This is a genomic window from Streptomyces sp. NPDC006368 (assembly GCF_040612535.1).
Taxonomy (GTDB): Bacteria; Actinomycetota; Actinomycetes; order Streptomycetales; family Streptomycetaceae; genus Streptomyces.
This window is the reverse complement of sequence record NZ_JBEXQK010000045.1, coordinates 1-18,881: the sequence shown is the minus strand read 5'-3', so window position 1 is coordinate 18,881 and position 18,881 is coordinate 1. Positions and strand designations below refer to the sequence as shown.

Genomic DNA, 18,881 nt, shown 5'->3' with positions numbered 1-18,881 from the left:
CACCCGTCCCGGAAGGCTCCATGGCCAAGCTCAGCGTCATCGTGTCCGGCCGCGCCCCGCTCAGCCGGCTGCGCGCCTGCCTGGAGAGCGTCACCGCGCAGTCCCACCCCGACCTCGACGTCGTCGTGGCCGTCCCCCTCGACGACACCGCCGCGCGGGCGCTCGCCGAGGTCCACGAGGTGCGCGACCCGCGCGTCACCGTGGTGCCCGTCTCGCCGCACGCCACCGGGGCGACCGCCCGCGCCGCCGCCGTCCACGCCACGACCGGGGCGTACCTGCAGTTCCTGCGCCCCGACGACCGGCTGCCCGAGGGCGCGTCGGCCGCCCTCGCCGCCCGGCTCGACGCCCTGCCCGACCCGCCCGACGTGCTGTTGTGCGACCACCACCTGGCCCACTGGTGGGACGACGCCGCGCCCAGCGGCGACACCGAGCTGCTCGCCCGCATGCCGGGCCGCACCGGCCTGGACGAACGGCCCGCCCTCCTCGACATCGCGCCCGTCCCCGGCAACCGGCTCATCAGCGCCCGGCTCGTCGCCGACCACCCCGAGCTCCTCGCCACGGCCGGCGACGTGTACCTCTCGTACGCCGCGCTCCTCCTCGCCCGGCGCGTCGCCTGCTGCGACACCGTGGCGGTCACCCACCGCCGCGACCGGCCCGTCCAGCGGCGCGCCGCCGACCCGGCCGCGCACTTCGCCGTCTTCGACCAGTACGAGCGGCTGCACGAGCTGGCCGCGGCCGCCCGCCCCGCCACCCGCTCCCGGCTGTACGACCGGATGGTCGGCGACTACCTCGCCACCCTCGCCCGCCGCGACGAGCTGCCGCCCGACCTCGTCCCCGACTTCTTCCGCCGCGCCGCCCGCCACGCCGCCCGCTTCCGCCCCGACGGCCACCGCCTCCCCGGCGGCCTCGACGGCGTACGCCACCACCTCCTCGGCCGGAACGCCTACCTCGGCTACCGGCTGCTGCGCACCGCCAACGACCGCCGCCGCGACCTGCGCACGGCCGCGGCCATCCGCGCGGAGCAGGCCGCGGCCGTCCGCACCCGCCGCCGCTACCACCGGGCGCTGCGCCGCCGCGTCGACCAGGACCTCGCCGTCTTCTCCGCGTACTGGGACCGCGGCGTCCACTGCAACCCCGCCGCCATCGCCGCCGAGCTCGCCGAACTCGCCCCCGACATCCACCGGGTGTGGATCGTGGAGGAGAGCCGCGTGCCGCTGCTGCGGCCCGGCACCGACCACGTGGTCCCCGGCACCGCCCGCTACTGGGACGTCCTCGCCCGCGCCAAGTACCTCGTCAACAACGTCAACTTCCCCAACGGCGTGATCAAGCGGCCGGGCTCCGTCCACGTCCAGACCCACCACGGCACCCCGCTCAAACGCATGGGCGTCGACCAGCGCGACCACCCCGCCGCCGCCCAGGGCCTCAACTTCGACACCCTCCTCGAACGCATCGACCGCTGGGACTACAGCCTCTCCGCCAACAGCCACTCCACCGAGGTCTGGGCCCGCGCCTACCCGTCCGGCTACCGCTCCCTCGACTACGGCTATCCGCGCAACGACGTGTACTACCGCGCCACCGGCGACGACGTCCTCGCCGCCCGCGCCCGCCTGGGCATCGAACCCGGCCGCCGCGCGATCCTCTACGCCCCCACCCACCGCGACCACGAAGCCCGCTGGACCCCCCGCCTCGACCTGCCCCGGCTGGCCGACCGGCTCGGCGACGACACCGTCCTGCTCGTACGCGGCCACTACTTCCACGACCGCCTCCCCGGACCCCGGCACCCGCGCGTGCTGGACGTCACCGGCTGGGACCCCGTCGAGGACCTCGCCCTCGCCGCCGACGTGCTCGTCACCGACTACTCGTCGATCATGTTCGACTACGCCAACCTCGACCGCCCGATCGTCATCCACGCCGACGACTGGGAGACGTACACCCGGGTGCGCGGCGTCTACTTCGACCTGACCGCCGAGGCCCCCGGCCCCGTCGCCCGCGACCAGCACGAACTGACCGACATCCTCACCTCGCCCGCCTGGCGCGACGAGGCCGCCCGCAAACAGCGCCACGACTTCCGCCTGCGGTTCTGCGAGTACGACGACGGGCGCGCCGCCGAGCGCGTCGTACGCCGCGTCTTCCTCGGTGAGGGCGAGGAGAGCCTGCCGCCCGTGCTGCCGCTCGACCGGCGCACCCCCGCGCCCACCCCCGAAGAGGCCACACGCCGATGACCACCGCCGCCCCGCCGGACGTGACCGTCACCGTCATCGTCCACAACGACGCCGCCCGCCTGCCGCGCGCCATCGCCTCCGTACGCGCCCAGACCCACCGCGCCATCGAGATCGTCATCAGCGACGACCACTCGACGGACGACACGCCCCGCGTCGCGGCGGCCCTCGCCGCCAAGGACCGGCGCATCCGCGTGCTGCGGCTGGAGCGCAACAGCGGCGGGTGCGGCGCCCCCCGCAACCGGGCCATGGAGATCGCCCGCGCGCCCCACCTGATGTTCCTGGACAGCGACGACGAACTCCCGCCCCGCGCCGTGGAACTGCTGCTCGCCGCCCACCGGGAGACCGACGTCGACTTCGTGATGGGCGCGGTCGAGCGGGTCCGCGCCGACACCGGCGCCACCTCCACCTGGATGGCGCCGCTCTTCGCCCGCCGCCGGACGGTGCGGGGCGTCGAGGACGAGCCGCGCATCCTGTTCGAACCCCTGTCGACCAACAAGATGTACCGCAAGGAGTTCCTGGACCGGCACGGCCTGCGCTTCCCCGAGGGCCTGCACTACGAGGACCAGCTGTTCTCCGCCCAGGCGTACACCCTCGCGCGCGCCTTCACCGTCCTCACCGAGCCCGTCTACCGCTGGTACATCGCCCCCTACGCCGGCGCCGACGCGGCGACCATCTCCAACCGGCGGCACCTGATGTCCAACGTCCGGGACCGGCTGCGGATCGCGCGCCTCATCGACGAGTTCCTGGCCGCGCGGGGTGTCTCGTCCGGCGTGCGCGAGGAGAAGGACTTCAAGTTCCTCTCGCACGACTTCCGCCTGTACGCGGGTGACCTGCCCTACCGGGACCTCTCCTGGGTCGCGGAGTTCGCCGCCGAGACCGTGCCCTATCTGGACGGCCTGTCCGCCGCCGCGTTCGAGCGGCTCGGCCGCGACGAGCGGGTCGTGGTGGGGCTGCTGCGCGAGGGGCGGTACGAGGAGGCGCGGCTGGCGGCGCGGGGCCTGGGACACGGGGTGGGGCCGCGCACGACGGTCACGGACGGGCGGGGGCGCACCTACTGGGGCGAGGCGCTGCCCCGGACGGAGGCCGGGCGCGGTGACCTGGACCTGACGGAGCAGGCCCTGGCGGGGTGCCCGTTCGGGGCGGCGCGGTTCCGGCACGAGATCACGCGGGTCACCCACGCGGGCACCGTCGTCGAGCTGACGGTGCGCACGTACGACCCGGGGCTGCGGCTGCCGCTCGCCCCGCAGCCCGCGAGCCTCCACCTCGCGCCGGGCGGCCGGCGCACGACCGTACGGCTGCGCCTGGACCCGGCCGGGCGGGGCGTCTTCGAGGGCACCGTCCGGCTCGACCTGGCGGCCGTCGCGCTGCCCGTCCAGGGCTTCTGGGGCGCGCGCCACCCGGTGCTGGAGGTCACCGACGGGCGCGGCGCCGCCACCGGGGTCCTGCTGGCGCCCCTGGACTTCGAGCCCTTCGAGGTCGCCGGACCCGCCCGGCACCGGGTCACCGTGGAACCGGAGGGCCGGGACGCGGGACGGCTCCAGGTGCGGTGGCGGCCGGGCGGGGCGGTGGGGCGGCTCCTCGGGCCCGTGGTGCGGCGCGGCGCGGCGCGGCGGCTCGCCAGGGCGCTCGTACGGGCCTGAGGGTTACGGGCCCGAGGGTTACGGGCCCGAGGGGCGTCAGCGCGGCGCCGGGAACAGCACCGACACCGCCTCGCCCATCGACGGCGCGGGGCGGCGCTGCGCGATCGGGACGACGGGCGGCAGCGCGGCCGGATCCTCACCCAGGAACACGTGCCGCACGACCCGCTCGGCGGCCCGCCCGTCGTCGTACGGGCAGAACCGCGCCCGGAACGCGGACCGCAGCTGCGCCGAGCGCGAGCCGCGCCAGTGCCCGGTGACGAAGATGTCGATCAGCTCGTCCTCGGAGCGCGCCACGGCACCGGGCGGGAAGGCCCGCAGGTCGAAGTAGGTGCCACGGGTCGCGTCATAGGTCACCCAGTCCTCGGTGTGCACCACGATCGGCCGGTCCAGGCCCGCGTAGTCGAACATCAGCGACGAGTAGTCCGTGACGAGGACGTCCGACGCCAGGCACAGCTCCTCGATCGACGGGTGCCCGGAGACGTCGATGACGCGCGGGCCGGTGGCCGGTGGCGGGCCGTCGCCGTGCGTGGGGTGGGGGCGGGCGAGGATCACGTACCGGGGGCCGAGGGCGCGCAGCACCCGGTCCAGGTCCAGCAGGTGGGGCTGCGGGTGGGCGTAGTCGCGGTGGGTGGGGGCGTACAGGATCGCCGTGTGGCCCTCGGGGACGCGCAGGGACTCGCGCAGCCGGGCGACATCGGCGGCGCCGGCCCGCTGGAAGACGTCGTTGCGCGGGCAGCCGTATTCGAGCGTGCGGTACGCGGCCGGGTAGACCCGCTCCCAGACGAGGGTGGAGTGGCGGTTCGCCGAGACCAGGTAGTCCCAGGTGTCGACGGCGCGCAGCAGCCCGGCGAAGTCCATGGCCCGCGCGGCGGCCGGCCGGTGGCGCAGGTCCAGGCCCATGTGCTTGAGCGGGGTGCCGTGCTGGGTCTGCACCAGCACCTGCCCGCGCCGCTTGACCAGCCGCCGGTCGAAGTTGACGTTGTTGACGAGGTACTTGGAGCGCGCCAGCGCCGTCCAGTACGCCGCCGAACCCGGGCGCACCGCGCACGTGCCGGGCGGCACGGTGTGGGCGTACGCGGGCGCGCAGATCCACGCGGTACGGATGTGCGGTGCCAGTTCGCGCACCCGCTCCTCGATGGCGGCCGGGCTGCACGCGTACCCGCGGCTCCAGTACGCGCCGAACACGGCGCGGTCCTCGCGTACCGGCAGGCACCGCTGGAGGCGGTAGTGGAGCTGGAGCAGCGCGCCGCGCAGGGTGGACGCGGCCTTCCGGCCGTACCTGCCGGCGTGCCGACGCGCCGTGCGGGCGGCCATGATCGCGCGGTATGTGCGGTGGCTGCCGAGCCGGACCAGGGCGTGACGCAGGCGGGTGGTGAACTTCGGGGTCGCGCCGGGCGTGCGGTAGCGGCGGTAGTGCGCGCGGGCGCGGCGGAAGAAGGCGGCGCGGGTGCCGCGCGGAAGCCGGCCGGGCGCCATGAAGACGGAGGTGAAGTGGTCCGCCATGCGCCGGCACAGCACCGGGCGCCAGACCGCCAGCGCGGGGCGGGCGTCGAGGAACGCGAAGAGCCGCTCGTACTGGTCGAACAGGTCGAAGTGGCGCAGGCTGGTGGTGCGCAGGATGGAACCGGCGCGGCGCTGGCGGTAGTGCACGCACACCCGGTCGAGCGTCGCGATCGTCGAGGCGGCCATCAGCGCCGGGTACGTCCACGGCGTGTCCTCGTAGAAGCCGGGCGGGAAGGTGAAGCCCTCACGTTCGACGAACTCCCGCTTGTACGCCTTGTTCCACACCACCATCAGGACCTTGAGCAGCCCCGGGCGGTCGGCGAGCGCGAAGGGCGCCGGGCCCGCCTCGGTGAGGTGGGCGTGGAACTCGTTGCGCACGGTCTCGCCGGTGACGTAGGTGCGGGCGTAGTCGTAGACGAGGACGTCCGGCTCGCCGGTCTCCTTGAGGCGGTCGGCGACGGCGGTGAGGGCGCCCGGTACGAGGGTGTCGTCGCCGTCGAGGAAGACGAGGTAGTCCCCGGTGGCGTGCGCGAGCCCCGCGTTGCGGGCGGGGCCCAGGCCGGCGTTCTCTGGGAGGTGAAGGGCGACGACCCGGCGGTCACGGGCCGCGTGTTCGTCGATGATCGCTCCGCAGCCGTCGGGCGAGCAGTCGTCCACGGCGATCAGTTCCAGATCGTCGCAGGACTGCGAGAGCACCGACTCCAGGCACTCGTGCAGATACGCCTGGACCTTGTACGCGGGGACGATGACGCTGAACCGGGGCATGGCCCTGGAACGTCGGATGAACCGACCGGGTTACGCGCCCCGTGGCATACGGGGGATGCCGTACGCCAAGGCGGCGTCCCCGCGGGTCATTTCACCGCGCCCGCCATCACGCCGGAGACGAACTGCCGCTGGAAGGCGAAGAAGACGGCGAGCGGTATCACCATCGAGACGAACGCGCCGGGCGCCAGGACGTCGATGTTGTTCCCGAACTGCCGTACCTGCTGCTGGAGCGCGACCGTGATGGGCGGCGAGTCGGAGTCCGCGAAGATCAGCGCGACCAGCATGTCGTTCCACACCCACAGGAACTGGAAGATGCCGAGCGACGCGATGGCCGGCCCGCCGAGCGGCATCACGACCCGCGTGAACAGCCGCAGCTCCCCCGCCCCGTCGAGCCGGGCCGCCTCCAGCAGCTCACGCGGGATCTCCGCGAAGAAGTTGCGCAGCAGGAAGATCGCGAAGGGCAGGCCGAAGGAGACGTGGAAGAGGACGACCCCGAGCGTCGTCTCGAAGATGCCGATCTCGCCGAAGAGCTTCGACACGGGGACCAGCGCCACTTGCACGGGCACGACGAGCAGCCCGACGACGCCCAGGAACCACCAGTCGCGGCCGGGGAAGTCCATCCAGGCGAAGGCGTACCCGGCGAGCGAGCCGATGACGACGACGAGCACGGTCGCCGGGACGGTGATGAGGACGGTGGACAGCAGGGAGCCGGTGATGGTCGCGTTGTCGAACAGCGCGGCGTAGTTGGCGGTGGTGAGCTGGGCGGGAGCGGTGAAGACCTCCCACCAGCCCGAGGCGTTGATATCGGTGGGCGCGCGCAGCGAGGACAGCAGCAGACCGACGGTCGGCATCAGCCAGAAGAGCGCCACGAGGACCAGGAAGACGCGCATGAGCCCGCCACCGGTGCGGGCGGCGACGCGCGCGCCGAGCGGCACCCGGCCGGAGGGCGCTTCGGGGGTGTGCCGGGCGCTCATCGTCGCGTCTCCTTCCGGATGCGGCGCACGTTGAAGAACATCACCGGGATCACCAGCAGGAGGAGCAGCACGGAGATCGCGCTGCCGACGCCGAGGTGGGCGTCCGTGCCGAAGGAGGAGCGGTAGAGCTGGAGCGCCAGGACGTTGGCGTCGTCCTGCACCGAGCCCGGGGCGATGATGAAGACCAGGTCGAAGATCTTCAGGACGTTGATCATCAGGGTGACGAGGACGACCGCGAGGACCGGTGCGAGGAGCGGGATCGTGACGCGGCGGAAGACCTGCCACTCGTTGGCGCCGTCCACGCGGGCCGCCTCGAGGAGTTCGCGGGGCAGCCCCGCGAGTCCCGCCGCGATCAGCACCATCGCGAAGCCCGCCCACATCCATACGTAGCTGCCGATGATGGCGGGTGTGACGAGGGACGGGCCGAGCCAGTCGACGCCGTTGTAGCGTTCCCGGAAGTTCGACTCGGGCAGGCGCAGGTGGGCGCCGTCCGCCGCCGCGGGCAGGGTGAACGTGCCGTCCGCGCCCGCCGTCGCCGTGGCGACCACCGATCCGTCCTTGACGGCCTCCACCTTGAGGCCCTTGAGGCCGAGCTCCCGGGGGTCGATGGTGTTGGGCGTGCCGCCGCCGCCCCGCGTGAAGTCCAGCCAGGCCGTGCCGGTGATCCCGCCGCCGCTCGCGCCGTCCGCCGGAGGCGCGGCGGCGGGCTTCGCGTCGTCCGGCATCTTCCCGGGCGCCACGCCGACCAGCGGCAGCTCGACCCGGGTTCCCGCCCGCACGGGCTCCTTGGTGATGAACGCCCCGCCGCCCGCCGCCTCGAGCGGGTGGACGGGCAGCGGGCGGGCCTGGGGATAGCCGGCCGACTCGGCGAAGGTGTCGTGCACACCCACCCAGACGGCGTTGGCCACGCCGCGGTCCGGGTCCTGCTCGTACACCAGGCGGAAGATGATGCCCGCGGCGAGCATCGAGATCGCCATCGGCATGAAGACGATCAGCTTGAACGCCGTACCCCAGCGGACCCGTTCCGTCAGCACCGCGAAGATCAGGCCGAGGGCGGTGGCGACGGTCGGGGCCACGACGACCCAGACGGCGTTGTTCCTGACGGCGGTGAGGATGGTGTCGTCGGTGAAGATCTCCGTGTAGTTGCCGAATCCGACGAAGCCGCTGCCGGACTGGTCGAAGAAGGAGCGGTGGACCGAGTACGCGATCGGGTAGACCACGAGCGCCCCGAGCAGGACCAGGGCGGGCAGCAGGAAGCAGGCCGCGACGAGCCTGCGGGTGCCGGTCACGCCCCTGGCCCCGGGGCCGCGCCCCGGCAGGGGGCCCGGCGCGGGCTTGGGCGCGGCGCCCGGCGCGGGGCCGGGCGTGGGGCCGGGCGTGGCGGGGTCCGGCGCGGGGCCGGGCGTCGTGGGCAGGGCCGACATCGCGTCAGCCCCTGTTCTTGAACGCCTTGGCCGCCTCGGCCTCCAGGCGTGCCTGAATCCCCGCGATGTCCTTCGGGTTCTTCAGGAAGTCCTGGAGCGCCTTCCACTCGCCCCGGCCCGGCGTACCGCCGAACGACTGCGGCATCTGGTCCGACATGTCGAAGCGGAAGTCGTCACCCGCGGCGATGAGCGCCTTGGCGATGTCACGCTGGACGTCGTTCGGGTACGCCGCCGGGTCCAGGGACTTGTTGGGGGAGACGAACCCGCCCTGTCCGGCCCAGACCCGCGCCGCGTCCGGGGAGGCGAGGAAGGTCAGCAGCGCCTGCGTGGCCGGCTTGTCGGTCAGCCCGACGGCCACGTCGCCCCCAGTCACCACCGGGGCCTGCGAGCCCACCGCCGGGAACGGGAACACCTTCGCGTCCGTACCGATCTTGGCCTCGGTCTGACTGATGTTGATCGAGACGAAGTCGCCCTCGAAGACCATGCCGGCCTTCGGCTGGTCCCCGCCGGTGAACGTCTGCGTGACGGACGCCGGGAACTCCGTCTGGAGCGCCCCGTCCGCGCCGCCCGCGATCAGGTTCGGCTTGCCGAACAGCTCGGCGAGCGTGGTGAGGGCCTGCTTCACGGACGGATCGGTCCACTTGATTTCGTGCTTGGCGAGTTGGTCGTACTTCTCGGGGCCGGCCTGGGAGAGATAGACGTTCTCGAACCAGTCGGTGAGGGTCCAGCCGTCCGCGCCGCCGATCGAGACCGGGGTGACGCCGGACGCGGAGATCGTCTCCGCCGTGGACAGCAGCTCCTTCCACGTCTTTGGCTCGGACGCGCCCGCGTTGTCGAAGACCGCGGTGTTGTACCAGATCAGCGACTTGTTGGCGGCCTTGAAGTACACGCCGTACGGGGTGCCGTCGACCGCGCCGAGGTTTTGCCAGCCCTGGGAGTAGTTCTTGGCCAGCTGGGCCTTGGCCGGTGCCCCGAGCGGTTCGGCCCACCCGCGCTCCACGGCCTGGTGGAGCGCGCCGACCTGCTGGAGCATCGCCACGTCCGGCGGGGAGCCACCCGCGATCTTCGTACCGATGTAGTTGAGCATCGCGTCCTGCGTCGGGACGTACGACACCTCGGCTCCGGTGCGCTTCTCGAACTCATCGAGCACCTTGGTGAACGCCTGTTGCTCGGGGCCGGTCCAGACGGCCACCACCTGGAGCTTCTGCCCGTTCAGCTTCGGCAGCCGGACCGTGGCCGCCGTCTCGCCGCCGCCCTTCGTCGGTCCGGCCCCGCCCGTGGAGCCGCCTCCGCCACCGCAGCCGGCGAGGGCGAGAGCGCCGGCGGCGACCATCGCCACGGCGGCCTTGCGTGTGCTCGTGCGAAGAGTTGTGCGCATCACTGCCCCGTCTCTCGCGTGCACTCTTCCGTGCGCGTACGCGTCCCGTGCGGTCAGGTCTACGCCGGGTGTGCGGGTGTCGCAATACCGCCTTCCCTGTCAACTGCCTGATCGTAATGGGGTCGTGACGTCGCGTCAGTGATGGCTGGGTGCGATGAGGGGCGGCATCGGGGAGGCGTCGACCGAGCGCGCCGCCCGGTCCAGCGCGCTGGCGAGCAGCGCCAGGTCGGTGGGGCCGTTGCCCAGTTCACGCACCGGGCGGCGGGTCGGCGGGTCCCCCATCCGCTCCCACTCCAGGGGCACGACGGTGGGCCGCTGTGTCGCCGTACGAGGAATGCGGCCGGTCACCCGGCCGGCCTGGAACGGCGTCACCCGGCCGTCCGGGTGCCCGAGCCTGCCGCGCCCCGGCGCGGGGTCCTCGGGGCCGGGCGACACCGGCGGGGCGTCCAGCACGACACGCAGCCGCGCACCGTGGGCCAGGTCCGTGTCGGCCGTACGGTCCGGGCGGGCGGACGTCGCCACGAGGTGGACGCCCAGACGGTGACCGTCCCGCGCCACGGCCTCCAGCGCGCGGACGACCGACCCGGCGGCGGGGCGGCCCGGGCTGCCGAGCGCGGGCGCCACCAGCGCGTCGTAGTCGTCGACCAGGACCACCAGGCGGGGCAGCGGGGGCGGCACCTCCGCCTTGGCGCGGACGGCGCCCTGTCCGCCGGCGGGGCGCAGGCGCAGCGTGCCGGTGGACGGGGAGTCCACGTCCGACGGGTCGGCGGGCCGCCGCGGGCCCACCATGCGGTCCGCCACCTCACGCCGGGTGTGCCACTCGGCGAAGTCCTGGCGGCCCAGCAACTCGGCGCGCCGCTTCAGCTCCGCCCCGAGCGCCTGCGCGAACGCGCGCATCCGCACCGGGTCCGAGGCGACCAGGTGCTCGGTCGCGTGCGGCAGCTCCGTACAGGGCGCGAGACCCTCGCCGCGCTCCCCACCCGCGCCGTCGACGAGCAGCAGGCCCAGCCGGTCCGGGCGGGACGCGGCGGCCAGCGACGCCGCCACCGACCGCAGCAACTCCGTGCGACCGCTGCCCGCCGGCCCCTCGATCAGCAGGTGGGGGCCCTCCGTCGTGAGGTCGACGGCGAGCGGGCCGCGCGGCCCGGTGCCCAGCACGGCCGTGCCGTCCGGGGCCGAGGCCCAGCGCGCCATCAGGGACGCGGGCGTGGCGCGGGCGAGCCCCAGCTCGTCGAGGAGCCGCGCGGACGGGGGCAGCGCCATGGCCGCCATCCGGCCCGGCGGGGCGGCGCCCTCGGTACGCAGCGGGGCCAGGGCGCGCGCGAAGCGCTCCGCCCAGGCGGGGGAGACGGCGTCCACGGTGCCGACGGTGCCGTGGCCCACGGGCTGCCCCCCGGCCGTGCGCATCAGGCGCAGCGCCGTCGCCACGTCACCCGACAGCAGCGCGACCGCCCCGCACTCGCGGAACGGCAGCGACACCGCGCACGCGCTCTCGTACGTCGCCGCGACCGGGGAGAGCGGTGAGGCCGCCGGGGTCTCGGCCAGACAGATCAGGTGGATGCCCGCCGCCGCGCCCGCCCCGGCGAGCCGGGCCGTCGTCTCGCGCAGCGCGGCCGAGCCCGGGTCGCCGTCGACGACCACGACCGTGCGGGGCCCGTCGTACCGCTCGGCCGCATCCGTGACGGCCTTGCGGTCCGCGCTCGCCCAGCCGGGGCCGAGCGGTCCGTCGTCCAGCCGCCGCGTCAGCTCCGCCGCCCGCGCGGCGGCCTGCTCCCGGTCGTACGCCAGGAGCAGCCGGCAGTCCTGGCCGTGGCCCGGCCGCAGGTGCGGCAGCCAGCCGAGCCACGCCCACTCCCGCTTCCGGGCGGCGCCGCCGATCAGCACGATCTCCAGCTCGGCCGGCGGGTGCAGCGCGGCGAGCTGCGCCACGACGGAGCGGGTCAGGCCAAGGAGCCGGGGGCGCGGCCCGGCGAGCCCGAGCGATCCGGCCTCGCGCAGCCCGACGGTGACCGGTACGGCGGGCAGGTCGGCCCGGTCGGTCGTCCCCAGCCGTACGACGAGCGTCTCGGGGTGGCCCGGGCCGCGCTCCCAGAGCCGGGGGCCGGGGCCGAGCGCGGTGAGCAGCACGGCGGCCGGGTCGGGCCAGGTCTCGCCTCCGGGAGGGCGCGTGCCGGAGCCCGGCGCCTCCGGCGGCGCGGTGCCCGCGCCCTCCTCGCCGCGCCCGCCCGCGAGCCGCCGCGCCCAGGCGCCTATGCCCCGCTTGCGCGTCGCGCCCCGGGGCGCCTGCCCGGACGCGGGTTCCGCCGCGGGGACGGGGCCGGGTACGGGAGTGCCTCGGGCGGGCGTGCCGTGCGGGGGTACGGGACCGGCGGAGGGCGCGGAGGACCGGCCGGGCGCGGGCACGGCGCCGCCGGGGGGCGCCGTGCCGTACGGCGGGGCCGCGGTCGCCGTCGTCGGCGCGGGGCCGCCGGCCGGGCGCGCACCGGGCACGCGTGCGTGGGCGCCGGTCGCGCGGGCGTCGGCGCCGGGGACGGAGCCGTCCCGCCGGGCGCCGTCGGCCGGGGCCTGGCCGGGGGCGCCGCCCGCCGGGGTGTGGGGGCCCGCCGGGGCAGGGAAGGAGGAGTCCGGGGCCGCCGCGCCGCTCGGGAGCGGGACGCGCAGATGGCCCTCGCCGTCCGGGGTGGTCGGCAGCGGGGCGCCGTCCAGGGCCGGGGAGCCGGTGCTCAGGCGCAGGACGGACTCGCCCAGGCGCAGGAGGGCACCCGGCGGCAGGGGAACCGAGCGCGGTCCCACCTCCGCGCCGTCCAGCGTCGTGCCGTTGGTGGAGCCCAGGTCGGCGACGGTGACCCGGCCGCTCTCGGCCACCGTCACCGCGCAGTGCAGGCGCGATACGTCCGGGTCGTCCAGCGGGACGTCCGCGTCGGCGGAGCGGCCGATCCGGATCTGCCCGCCGTGCAGCAGGTGGACACCGCCCGCGTCGGGACCCGCGACCACGTGGAGGCGCGCCGAGACGCCGTCCAGGGGTGCGTGGTCCTCGCCCGGGACCTGGAGGGAGAGCACCGCGCCGTCCACCAGCGGCGGCTCGCCCAGCACGCTGCGCTGCGCGTCGAGCCGCTCCCCGCCCGCGTACAGCACGACCGCGCCCGAGGTGTCGGGGCCCGCCACGACGGAGGCCAGCCCGGAGGCCACGGCGGCCAGCGCGGTGCCCGCGGGGGCGGTGACGAGCACGTCACACGCGCGCCCCGCGGTCTGGCCGCCGAGCGGCGCCGCGAGGACGGTCAGCCGGATCTGCATCGCCGTCAGCGGTCCCTTCTGCGCGGCGCGCCCGACAGGGGAGGGGAACAGCCCGGCGATCCCCCCGCCACCGCGGACGCGTCGTCCGGTTGAGTGCTGGAGGCATCCTCGCACCTGCGACTGACAACACGCCCGGCACCCGCCATTGAATGATCTTGAATGCTCGGCCCCGATCAACAAAACGCCTGCATGTGCCCAGGTTGGGATCACCCATGGCAACCATGTACGGAAAGAGTGCGTCTTCGGCTCAGAACGGGACCGGAAGATGACCGGCCGGTGTGCCGCGCCGCGGCACTACAGTGGTCGGACACCCGGGCGGGCCCGAGAGGCAGGCGCGGGCCAGGCAAGGACCACGATCGCAGGGAGCGCATGACCGTGCGGCCAGTCGGCAGCAAGTACCTGCTCGAGGAGCCGCTCGGACGCGGCGCCACGGGCACCGTCTGGCGAGCCCGCCAGCGGGAAACCGCGGGCGCCGAGGCGGCCGTGCCGGGCCAGCCCGGCGAGACAGTCGCGATCAAGGTCCTCAAGGAGGAGCTCGCGAACGACGCGGACGTGGTGATGCGCTTCCTGCGGGAGCGCTCCGTCCTCCTCCGCCTCACCCACCCCAACATCGTCCGCACCCGCGACCTGGTCGTCGAGGGCGACCTGCTCGCCCTCGTCATGGACCTGGTCGACGGCCCGGACCTGCACCGCTACATCCGCGAGAACGGCCCGCTCACCCCGGTCGCCGCCGCCCTCCTCACCGCCCAGATCGCCGACGCGCTCGCCGCCAGCCACGCCGACGGCATCGTCCACCGCGACCTGAAGCCCGCCAACGTGCTGCTCTCCGAGCGGGACGGGCGGATGCACCCGATGCTCACCGACTTCGGCATCGCGCGCCTCGCGGACTCCCCGGGCCTCACCCGTACGCACGAATTCGTCGGCACGCCCGCGTACGTCGCGCCCGAGTCCGCCGAGGGCCGCCCGCAGACCTCCGCCGTGGACGTCTACGGCGCCGGAATCCTGCTCTACGAGCTCGTCACGGGCCGCCCCCCGTTCGCCGGCGGCAGCGCGCTCGAAGTCCTCCACCGCCACCTCAGCGAGGAGCCGCGCCGCCCCTCGACCGTCCCCGGTCCGCTGTGGACCGTCATCGAGCGCTGCCTGAGCAAGGACCCGGAGCGCCGCCCCAGCGCCGAGAACCTCGCCCGGGGCCTGCGTACCGTCGCCGCCGGCATCGGCGTGCACGCCACGCCCGCGCAGATCGAGGCGGCCGAGGGAGTCGGCGCGCTGCTCGCCCCCGACCCGGCCCCGGCGCCCGTCCCGGAGACCCCCGGCGCATGGGGTCTCCCCAGCCCGGAGAGCGACGCGACCCAGGTGCTGCCCGGCAACGCGGGCCAGTACGACCCCAACGCCGCGACCAGCGTCATGCCCACCAGCGGCCCCGGCGGCCCCGGCGCGGCCGACCCGACCGCGGTCATGCCCCCCGTGCCGCCGCGTCCCGACGGGCCGCCGCAGCCCGCGGACCCGCACCCCTGGCAGACCCAGCTGCGGGCCGTCCGCGACCGCAACGAGCAGACGCAGGTCCAGTACCTCGACCCGAACGAGGACCCCCTGCGCCGCCGCCCGCAGCGCCGCCCCCAGCCGCCCCAGCCCCAGCAGTACCCGCCGCAGCCGCCGCAGTCGCAGCAGCGTCGGCCCCAGCCCCAGCCCCAGCCGCAGCAGCAGCGACCGCCGCAGTACGCGCCGCCGCCCCCGCCGCCGCAGCAGTACGCCCCTCAGCACCAGCCCCGGCACCCGCAGCCCCGGCACCACCAGCCGCCTCACCCGCAGCCGCGGCAGCCCGCGCAGCCGACCCCGCGTCCGCCGCGCGAACCGCGCGCCCCCCGGCAGCGCAGCGCGAACCCGATGCGGATCCCGGGCCTCGGCTGCCTCAAGGGCTGCCTGTTCACGATCGTGCTGTTCATCGTGGCGGGCTGGTTGATCTGGGAGCTGACCCCCCTTCAGGACTGGGTCGCGCAGGGCAAGAGCTACTGGCAGGCCATCGGCGACGCCGTGTCGACGGTGAGCAACTGGATCTCGGAACTCGGCGGGAGCGGCGACACGCCCAGCACCCCTGCCGGGTAACCCTGCCGATTTGTCGACTTCCGAGGGGTGATTTCCCCTCGGAGGTGAATGCCGGCGCCTGTGGCCGCGTAACTTTGTCGGGAACGCCAGCCGCTGAGGGAGCAGTCTTGGCACGGAAAATCGGCAGCCGGTACACGGCCCATCAGATCCTGGGGCGGGGCAGCGCCGGCACGGTATGGCTCGGCGAGGGCCCGGAGGGCCCCGTCGCCATCAAGCTGTTGCGCGAGGACCTGGCGTCCGACCAGGAGCTGGTCGGACGCTTCGTCCAGGAGCGCACCGCCCTGCTCGGGCTGGACCACGCGCGCGTGGTGGCCGTCCGCGACCTCGTCGTCGACGGCAACGACCTCGCGCTCGTCATGGACCTGGTGCGCGGCACCGACCTGCGCACCCGCCTGGACCGCGAGCGCCGGCTCGCCCCCGAGGCCGCCGTCGCGATCGTCGCGGACGTCGCCGAGGGCCTGGCCGCCGCGCACGCCGTCGGGGTCGTCCACCGCGACGTCAAGCCGGAGAACATCCTGCTGGACATGCAGGGCCCACTCGGCCCCGGTGGCGCCCACCCCGCCCTGCTGACCGACTTCGGCGTCGCCAAGCTCATCGACACCCCCGGCCGCACCAAGGCGCTGCGGGCGGCGGGCGGGCACTCCCCGAACCCGCCGAGGATCCTCGGCACGCCGGACTACCTGGCACCGGAGATCGTCGAAGGGCTGCCGCCCCGCGCGGCCGTCGACATCTACGCCCTGGCCACGGTCCTGTACGAGCTCCTGGCGGGCTTCACGCCCTTCGGCGGCGGACACCCCGGCGCCGTACTGCGCCGCCACGTCACCGAGACGGTGGTCCCGCTCCCCGGCATCCCGGACGAGCTGTGGCAGCTGATCGTCCAGTGCCTGGCCAAGGCCCCCGCGTCCCGCCTGCGCGCCTCGGAGCTGGCAGCCCGGCTGCGCGAGCTGCAGCCGCTCGTCGCGGGCATGCCGCCGCTGGACGTGGACGAGCCGGACGCCGAGGCGCCCCGGGAGCCGTACGAGGACGACCCCTACCCGACCCTCCCGAACGCGCCGCGACGCGCCGCCGTCCCCCTGGTCCACGGCTCGGCCCCCGACTCCAACCGGGACACCCACACCTCCATGCGCGTCCCGGCCCCCGACGAGCTCTCCGGCGGCCCCCTGGGCACCGCCCGCGCGCCCCGCCCGGCCGGCGGGCGCCGCCCCGGGTCCGCGCGCCACAAGTCCGAAGCGGTACGCAAACGCCGCATCGCGCTCGGTATCGCCGCCGCCGCGCTGCTCGCGGCCGCCGGGGTCGGCGGATACGTGGTGACCAGCGGCGACGAGGAAACCGCCCCGCCCCGGGACTCCCGGCAATCGGCCCCCTCGCAGCCCTAGCCGAGCCCCGGGACAGCCTGACGGGCCGGGCTGTCCCGGGCAGCCGTTACGCTGGTGTCGTGGCAGTCGTCGATGTATCCGAAGAGCTGAAGTCCCTCTCCTCGACCATGGGGTCGATCGAGGCCGTCCTGGACCTCGACAAGCTGAGGGCAGACATCGCCGTGCTCGAGGAGCAGGCCGCGGCCCCATCCCTGTGGGACGACCCGGACGCGGCGCAGAAGATCACGAGCAAGCTCTCGCACCTCCAGGCCGAGGTGCGCAAGACCGAGGCGCTGCGCGGTCGCATCGACGACCTCGCCGTCCTCTTCGAGCTGGCCGAGGAGATGGACGACGCCGACACCCTCGCCGAGGCCGAGGCGGAGCTCGTCTCCGTCCGCAAGGCCCTCGACGAGATGGAGGTCCGTACGCTCCTGTCCGGCGAGTACGACGAGCGCGAGGCGCTGGTCAACATCCGCGCCGAGGCCGGCGGCGTCGACGCCTCCGACTTCGCCGAGCGACTCCAGCGCATGTACCTGCGCTGGGCCGAGCGCCACGGTCACTCGACGGAGATCTACGAGACGTCGTACGCGGAAGAGGCCGGCATCAAGTCGACCACCTTCGTCGTCAAGGCGCCGTACGCCTACGGCACGCTCTCCGTGGAGCAGGGCACGCACCGTCTGGTCCGCATCTCCCCGTTCGACAACCAGGGCCGCCGCCAGACGTCCTTCGCGGGCGTCGAGGTGCTCCCGGTCGTCGAGTCGTCCGACCACGTCGAGATCGACGAGTCCGAGCTGCGCATCGACGTGTACCGCGCCTCGGGCCCGGGTGGCCAGGGCGTCAACACCACCGACTCGGCGGTCCGGATCACCCACATCCCGACCGGCATCGTCGTCTCCTGCCAGAACGAGCGCTCCCAGATCCAGAACAAGGCGAGCGCGATGAACGTCCTCCAGGCGAAGCTCCTCGAGCGCCGCCGTCAGGAGGAGCAGGCCAAGATGGACGCCCTCAAGGGCGACGGCGGCAACTCCTGGGGCAACCAGATGCGGTCGTACGTCCTGCACCCGTACCAGATGGTCAAGGACCTCCGTACGGAGCACGAGGTCGGCAACCCGCAGGCCGTGCTGGACGGCGAGATCGACGGATTCCTGGAGGCGGGCATCCGCTGGCGGAAGCAGCAGGAGAAGTAACGTCCCGCGGACAGCGGACCGTTCGGCGCCGGATTCCCCTCGGGGGCCGGCGCCGCTTGCGTATGCCGGGCCAATTCGCTGACGCAAGCGGCGAGTAGACTGTTTCAGCGCTTTGTCGACAAGGGAACCGGCCGCAGTGAGGCCGTTGTTCGGGGATTACGTCACAGTTGCATCGTTGCACGCCGGGCAAGTGTGATCATTTGGGGCATCGCACGCGCAACCGCCTTGACGCTTATATGAAAAGTGGGAAAGCTGACGCGCGGCATGCGCATGTCCGGGGCGCGTGTATCGGGGGAATCACGAGTACGGCCCCCAGTGTCCGCTGCCCCGAGCGCTGCTCCACTGACGAATCAGCTACTGGGGGTAGCACGCAGATGACCAAGAAGACGCGGGTCCGCGTTGCGCGAATCGCAGCCGGTGCGGTGATCGCCGCCGGTGCGTCCCTGACCGCAGCGGGCGCCGCTTCGGCGGTCGGCATAGACGTCAACGTCGCCGGTATCGGCGTCCAGGCCGGGGTGAACGAGAGCGGCGTGGAAGCCGGTCTCGGTATCGGCGGGGACGACGGCGGCAGCGATTCCGTCGGCCAGATCGCCGGCGGTGTGCAGGGTGGTGGCGACCAGGGTGGTGGCGACCAGGGCGGTGCCCAGGGTGGTGGCGACCAGGGCGGTGCCCAGGGTGGTGGCGACCAGGGTGGTGGCGACCAGGGTGGTGGCGTCCAGGGTGGCGTCCAGGGCGGTGCCCAGGGTGGCGCTCAGGGTGGCGGCGACCAGGGTGGCGTCCAGGGCGGTGCCCAGGGTGGCGCTCAGGGTGGCGGCGACCAGGGTGGTGTCCAGGGTGGCGGCGACCAGGGCGGTGCCCAGGGTGGTGCCCAGGGTGGCGCTCAGGGTGGCGTCCAGGGTGGCGGCGACCAGGGTGGTGCCCAGGGTGGCGTCCAGGGCGGTGTCCAGGGTGGCGGCGACCAGGGTGGTGCCCAGGGTGGCGTCCAGGGCGGTGTCCAGGGTGGCGGCGACCAGGGTGGTGCCCAGGGTGGCGTCCA

10 protein-coding genes and 1 pseudogene are annotated in these 18,881 nt (G+C 74.4%); 5 read left to right on the top strand and 6 right to left on the bottom strand.

Annotated features, from left to right (window positions below; genetic code table 11):
• The first annotated feature begins 20 nt into the window (after positions 1-20).
• Together ABZZ38_RS25710 and ABZZ38_RS25705 are read left to right on the top strand one after the other, a co-directional pair.
• A complete protein-coding gene (locus ABZZ38_RS25710) occupies positions 21-2,222 on the top strand; it encodes a CDP-glycerol glycerophosphotransferase family protein (RefSeq protein WP_356744076.1) in 2,202 nt (733 codons plus the stop codon).
• Complete coding sequence (locus tag ABZZ38_RS25705; protein ID WP_356744074.1) at positions 2,219-3,862, top strand: glycosyltransferase family 2 protein; 1,644 nt, start codon at positions 2,219-2,221, stop codon at positions 3,860-3,862. Before ABZZ38_RS25710 ends, ABZZ38_RS25705 begins: the two co-directional genes overlap by 4 nt.
• 36 nt (positions 3,863-3,898) lie before the next feature.
• Here the strand turns inward: ABZZ38_RS25705 and ABZZ38_RS25700 are convergent, their stop codons facing one another.
• From ABZZ38_RS25700 to ABZZ38_RS25680, 5 genes are all read right to left on the bottom strand, one after another.
• A complete protein-coding gene (locus ABZZ38_RS25700; protein ID WP_356744072.1) occupies positions 3,899-6,130 on the bottom strand; it encodes a bifunctional glycosyltransferase family 2 protein/CDP-glycerol:glycerophosphate glycerophosphotransferase in 2,232 nt (743 codons plus the stop codon).
• A gap of 86 nt (positions 6,131-6,216) precedes the next feature.
• The gene (locus ABZZ38_RS25695; protein ID WP_356744070.1) at positions 6,217-7,104 is read right to left on the bottom strand and encodes a carbohydrate ABC transporter permease; all 888 of its coding nucleotides are present in this window, start codon (positions 7,102-7,104) and stop codon (positions 6,217-6,219) included.
• Entirely contained in the window at positions 7,101-8,528 is a 1,428-nt protein-coding gene (locus tag ABZZ38_RS25690) for a sugar ABC transporter permease (RefSeq protein ID WP_356744068.1), read from the bottom strand. Before ABZZ38_RS25690 ends, ABZZ38_RS25695 begins: the two co-directional genes overlap by 4 nt.
• A 4-nt stretch (positions 8,529-8,532) precedes the next feature.
• Positions 8,533-9,906 carry an ABC transporter substrate-binding protein gene (locus ABZZ38_RS25685; protein WP_356744066.1) on the bottom strand — a complete coding sequence of 458 codons (1,374 nt, stop codon included), beginning with the start codon at positions 9,904-9,906 and terminating at the stop codon, positions 8,533-8,535.
• A gap of 135 nt (positions 9,907-10,041) precedes the next feature.
• A complete protein-coding gene (locus ABZZ38_RS25680; protein ID WP_356744064.1) occupies positions 10,042-13,200 on the bottom strand; it encodes an FHA domain-containing protein in 3,159 nt (1,052 codons plus the stop codon).
• Positions 13,201-13,575: 375 nt separating this feature from the next.
• Between ABZZ38_RS25680 and ABZZ38_RS25675 the strand changes: the two genes are divergently transcribed.
• The 3 genes from ABZZ38_RS25675 to prfB all read left to right on the top strand — a co-directional run bounded on the left by ABZZ38_RS25675 (position 13,576) and on the right by prfB (position 17,845).
• Positions 13,576-15,303, top strand: coding sequence for a serine/threonine-protein kinase (locus ABZZ38_RS25675; protein ID WP_356744130.1), 1,728 nt, complete (start codon positions 13,576-13,578; stop codon positions 15,301-15,303).
• A 107-nt stretch (positions 15,304-15,410) separates the two neighbouring features.
• Positions 15,411-16,679, top strand: coding sequence for a serine/threonine-protein kinase (locus ABZZ38_RS25670; RefSeq protein ID WP_356744062.1), 1,269 nt, complete (start codon positions 15,411-15,413; stop codon positions 16,677-16,679).
• Between the two features lie 59 nt (positions 16,680-16,738).
• The gene (gene prfB, locus ABZZ38_RS25665) at positions 16,739-17,845 is read left to right on the top strand and encodes a peptide chain release factor 2 (RefSeq protein ID WP_356744060.1); all 1,107 of its coding nucleotides are present in this window, start codon (positions 16,739-16,741) and stop codon (positions 17,843-17,845) included.
• Positions 17,846-18,195: 350 nt separating this feature from the next.
• Here prfB and ABZZ38_RS25660 read toward each other — a convergent pair.
• Positions 18,196-18,881: pseudogene (locus ABZZ38_RS25660) on the bottom strand (hypothetical protein); the annotation flags it as partial.

Coding starts and splice junctions, on each gene's coding strand:
- ABZZ38_RS25710 (WP_356744076.1), top strand. CDS start 21: ATGGCCAAGCTCAGCGTCATCGTGTCCGGCCGCGCCCCGCTCAGCCGG.
- ABZZ38_RS25705 (WP_356744074.1), top strand. CDS start 2,219: ATGACCACCGCCGCCCCGCCGGACGTGACCGTCACCGTCATCGTCCAC.
- ABZZ38_RS25700 (WP_356744072.1), bottom strand. CDS start 6,130: ATGCCCCGGTTCAGCGTCATCGTCCCCGCGTACAAGGTCCAGGCGTAT.
- ABZZ38_RS25695 (WP_356744070.1), bottom strand. CDS start 7,104: ATGAGCGCCCGGCACACCCCCGAAGCGCCCTCCGGCCGGGTGCCGCTC.
- ABZZ38_RS25690 (WP_356744068.1), bottom strand. CDS start 8,528: ATGTCGGCCCTGCCCACGACGCCCGGCCCCGCGCCGGACCCCGCCACG.
- ABZZ38_RS25685 (WP_356744066.1), bottom strand. CDS start 9,906: ATGCGCACAACTCTTCGCACGAGCACACGCAAGGCCGCCGTGGCGATG.
- ABZZ38_RS25680 (WP_356744064.1), bottom strand. CDS start 13,200: ATGCAGATCCGGCTGACCGTCCTCGCGGCGCCGCTCGGCGGCCAGACC.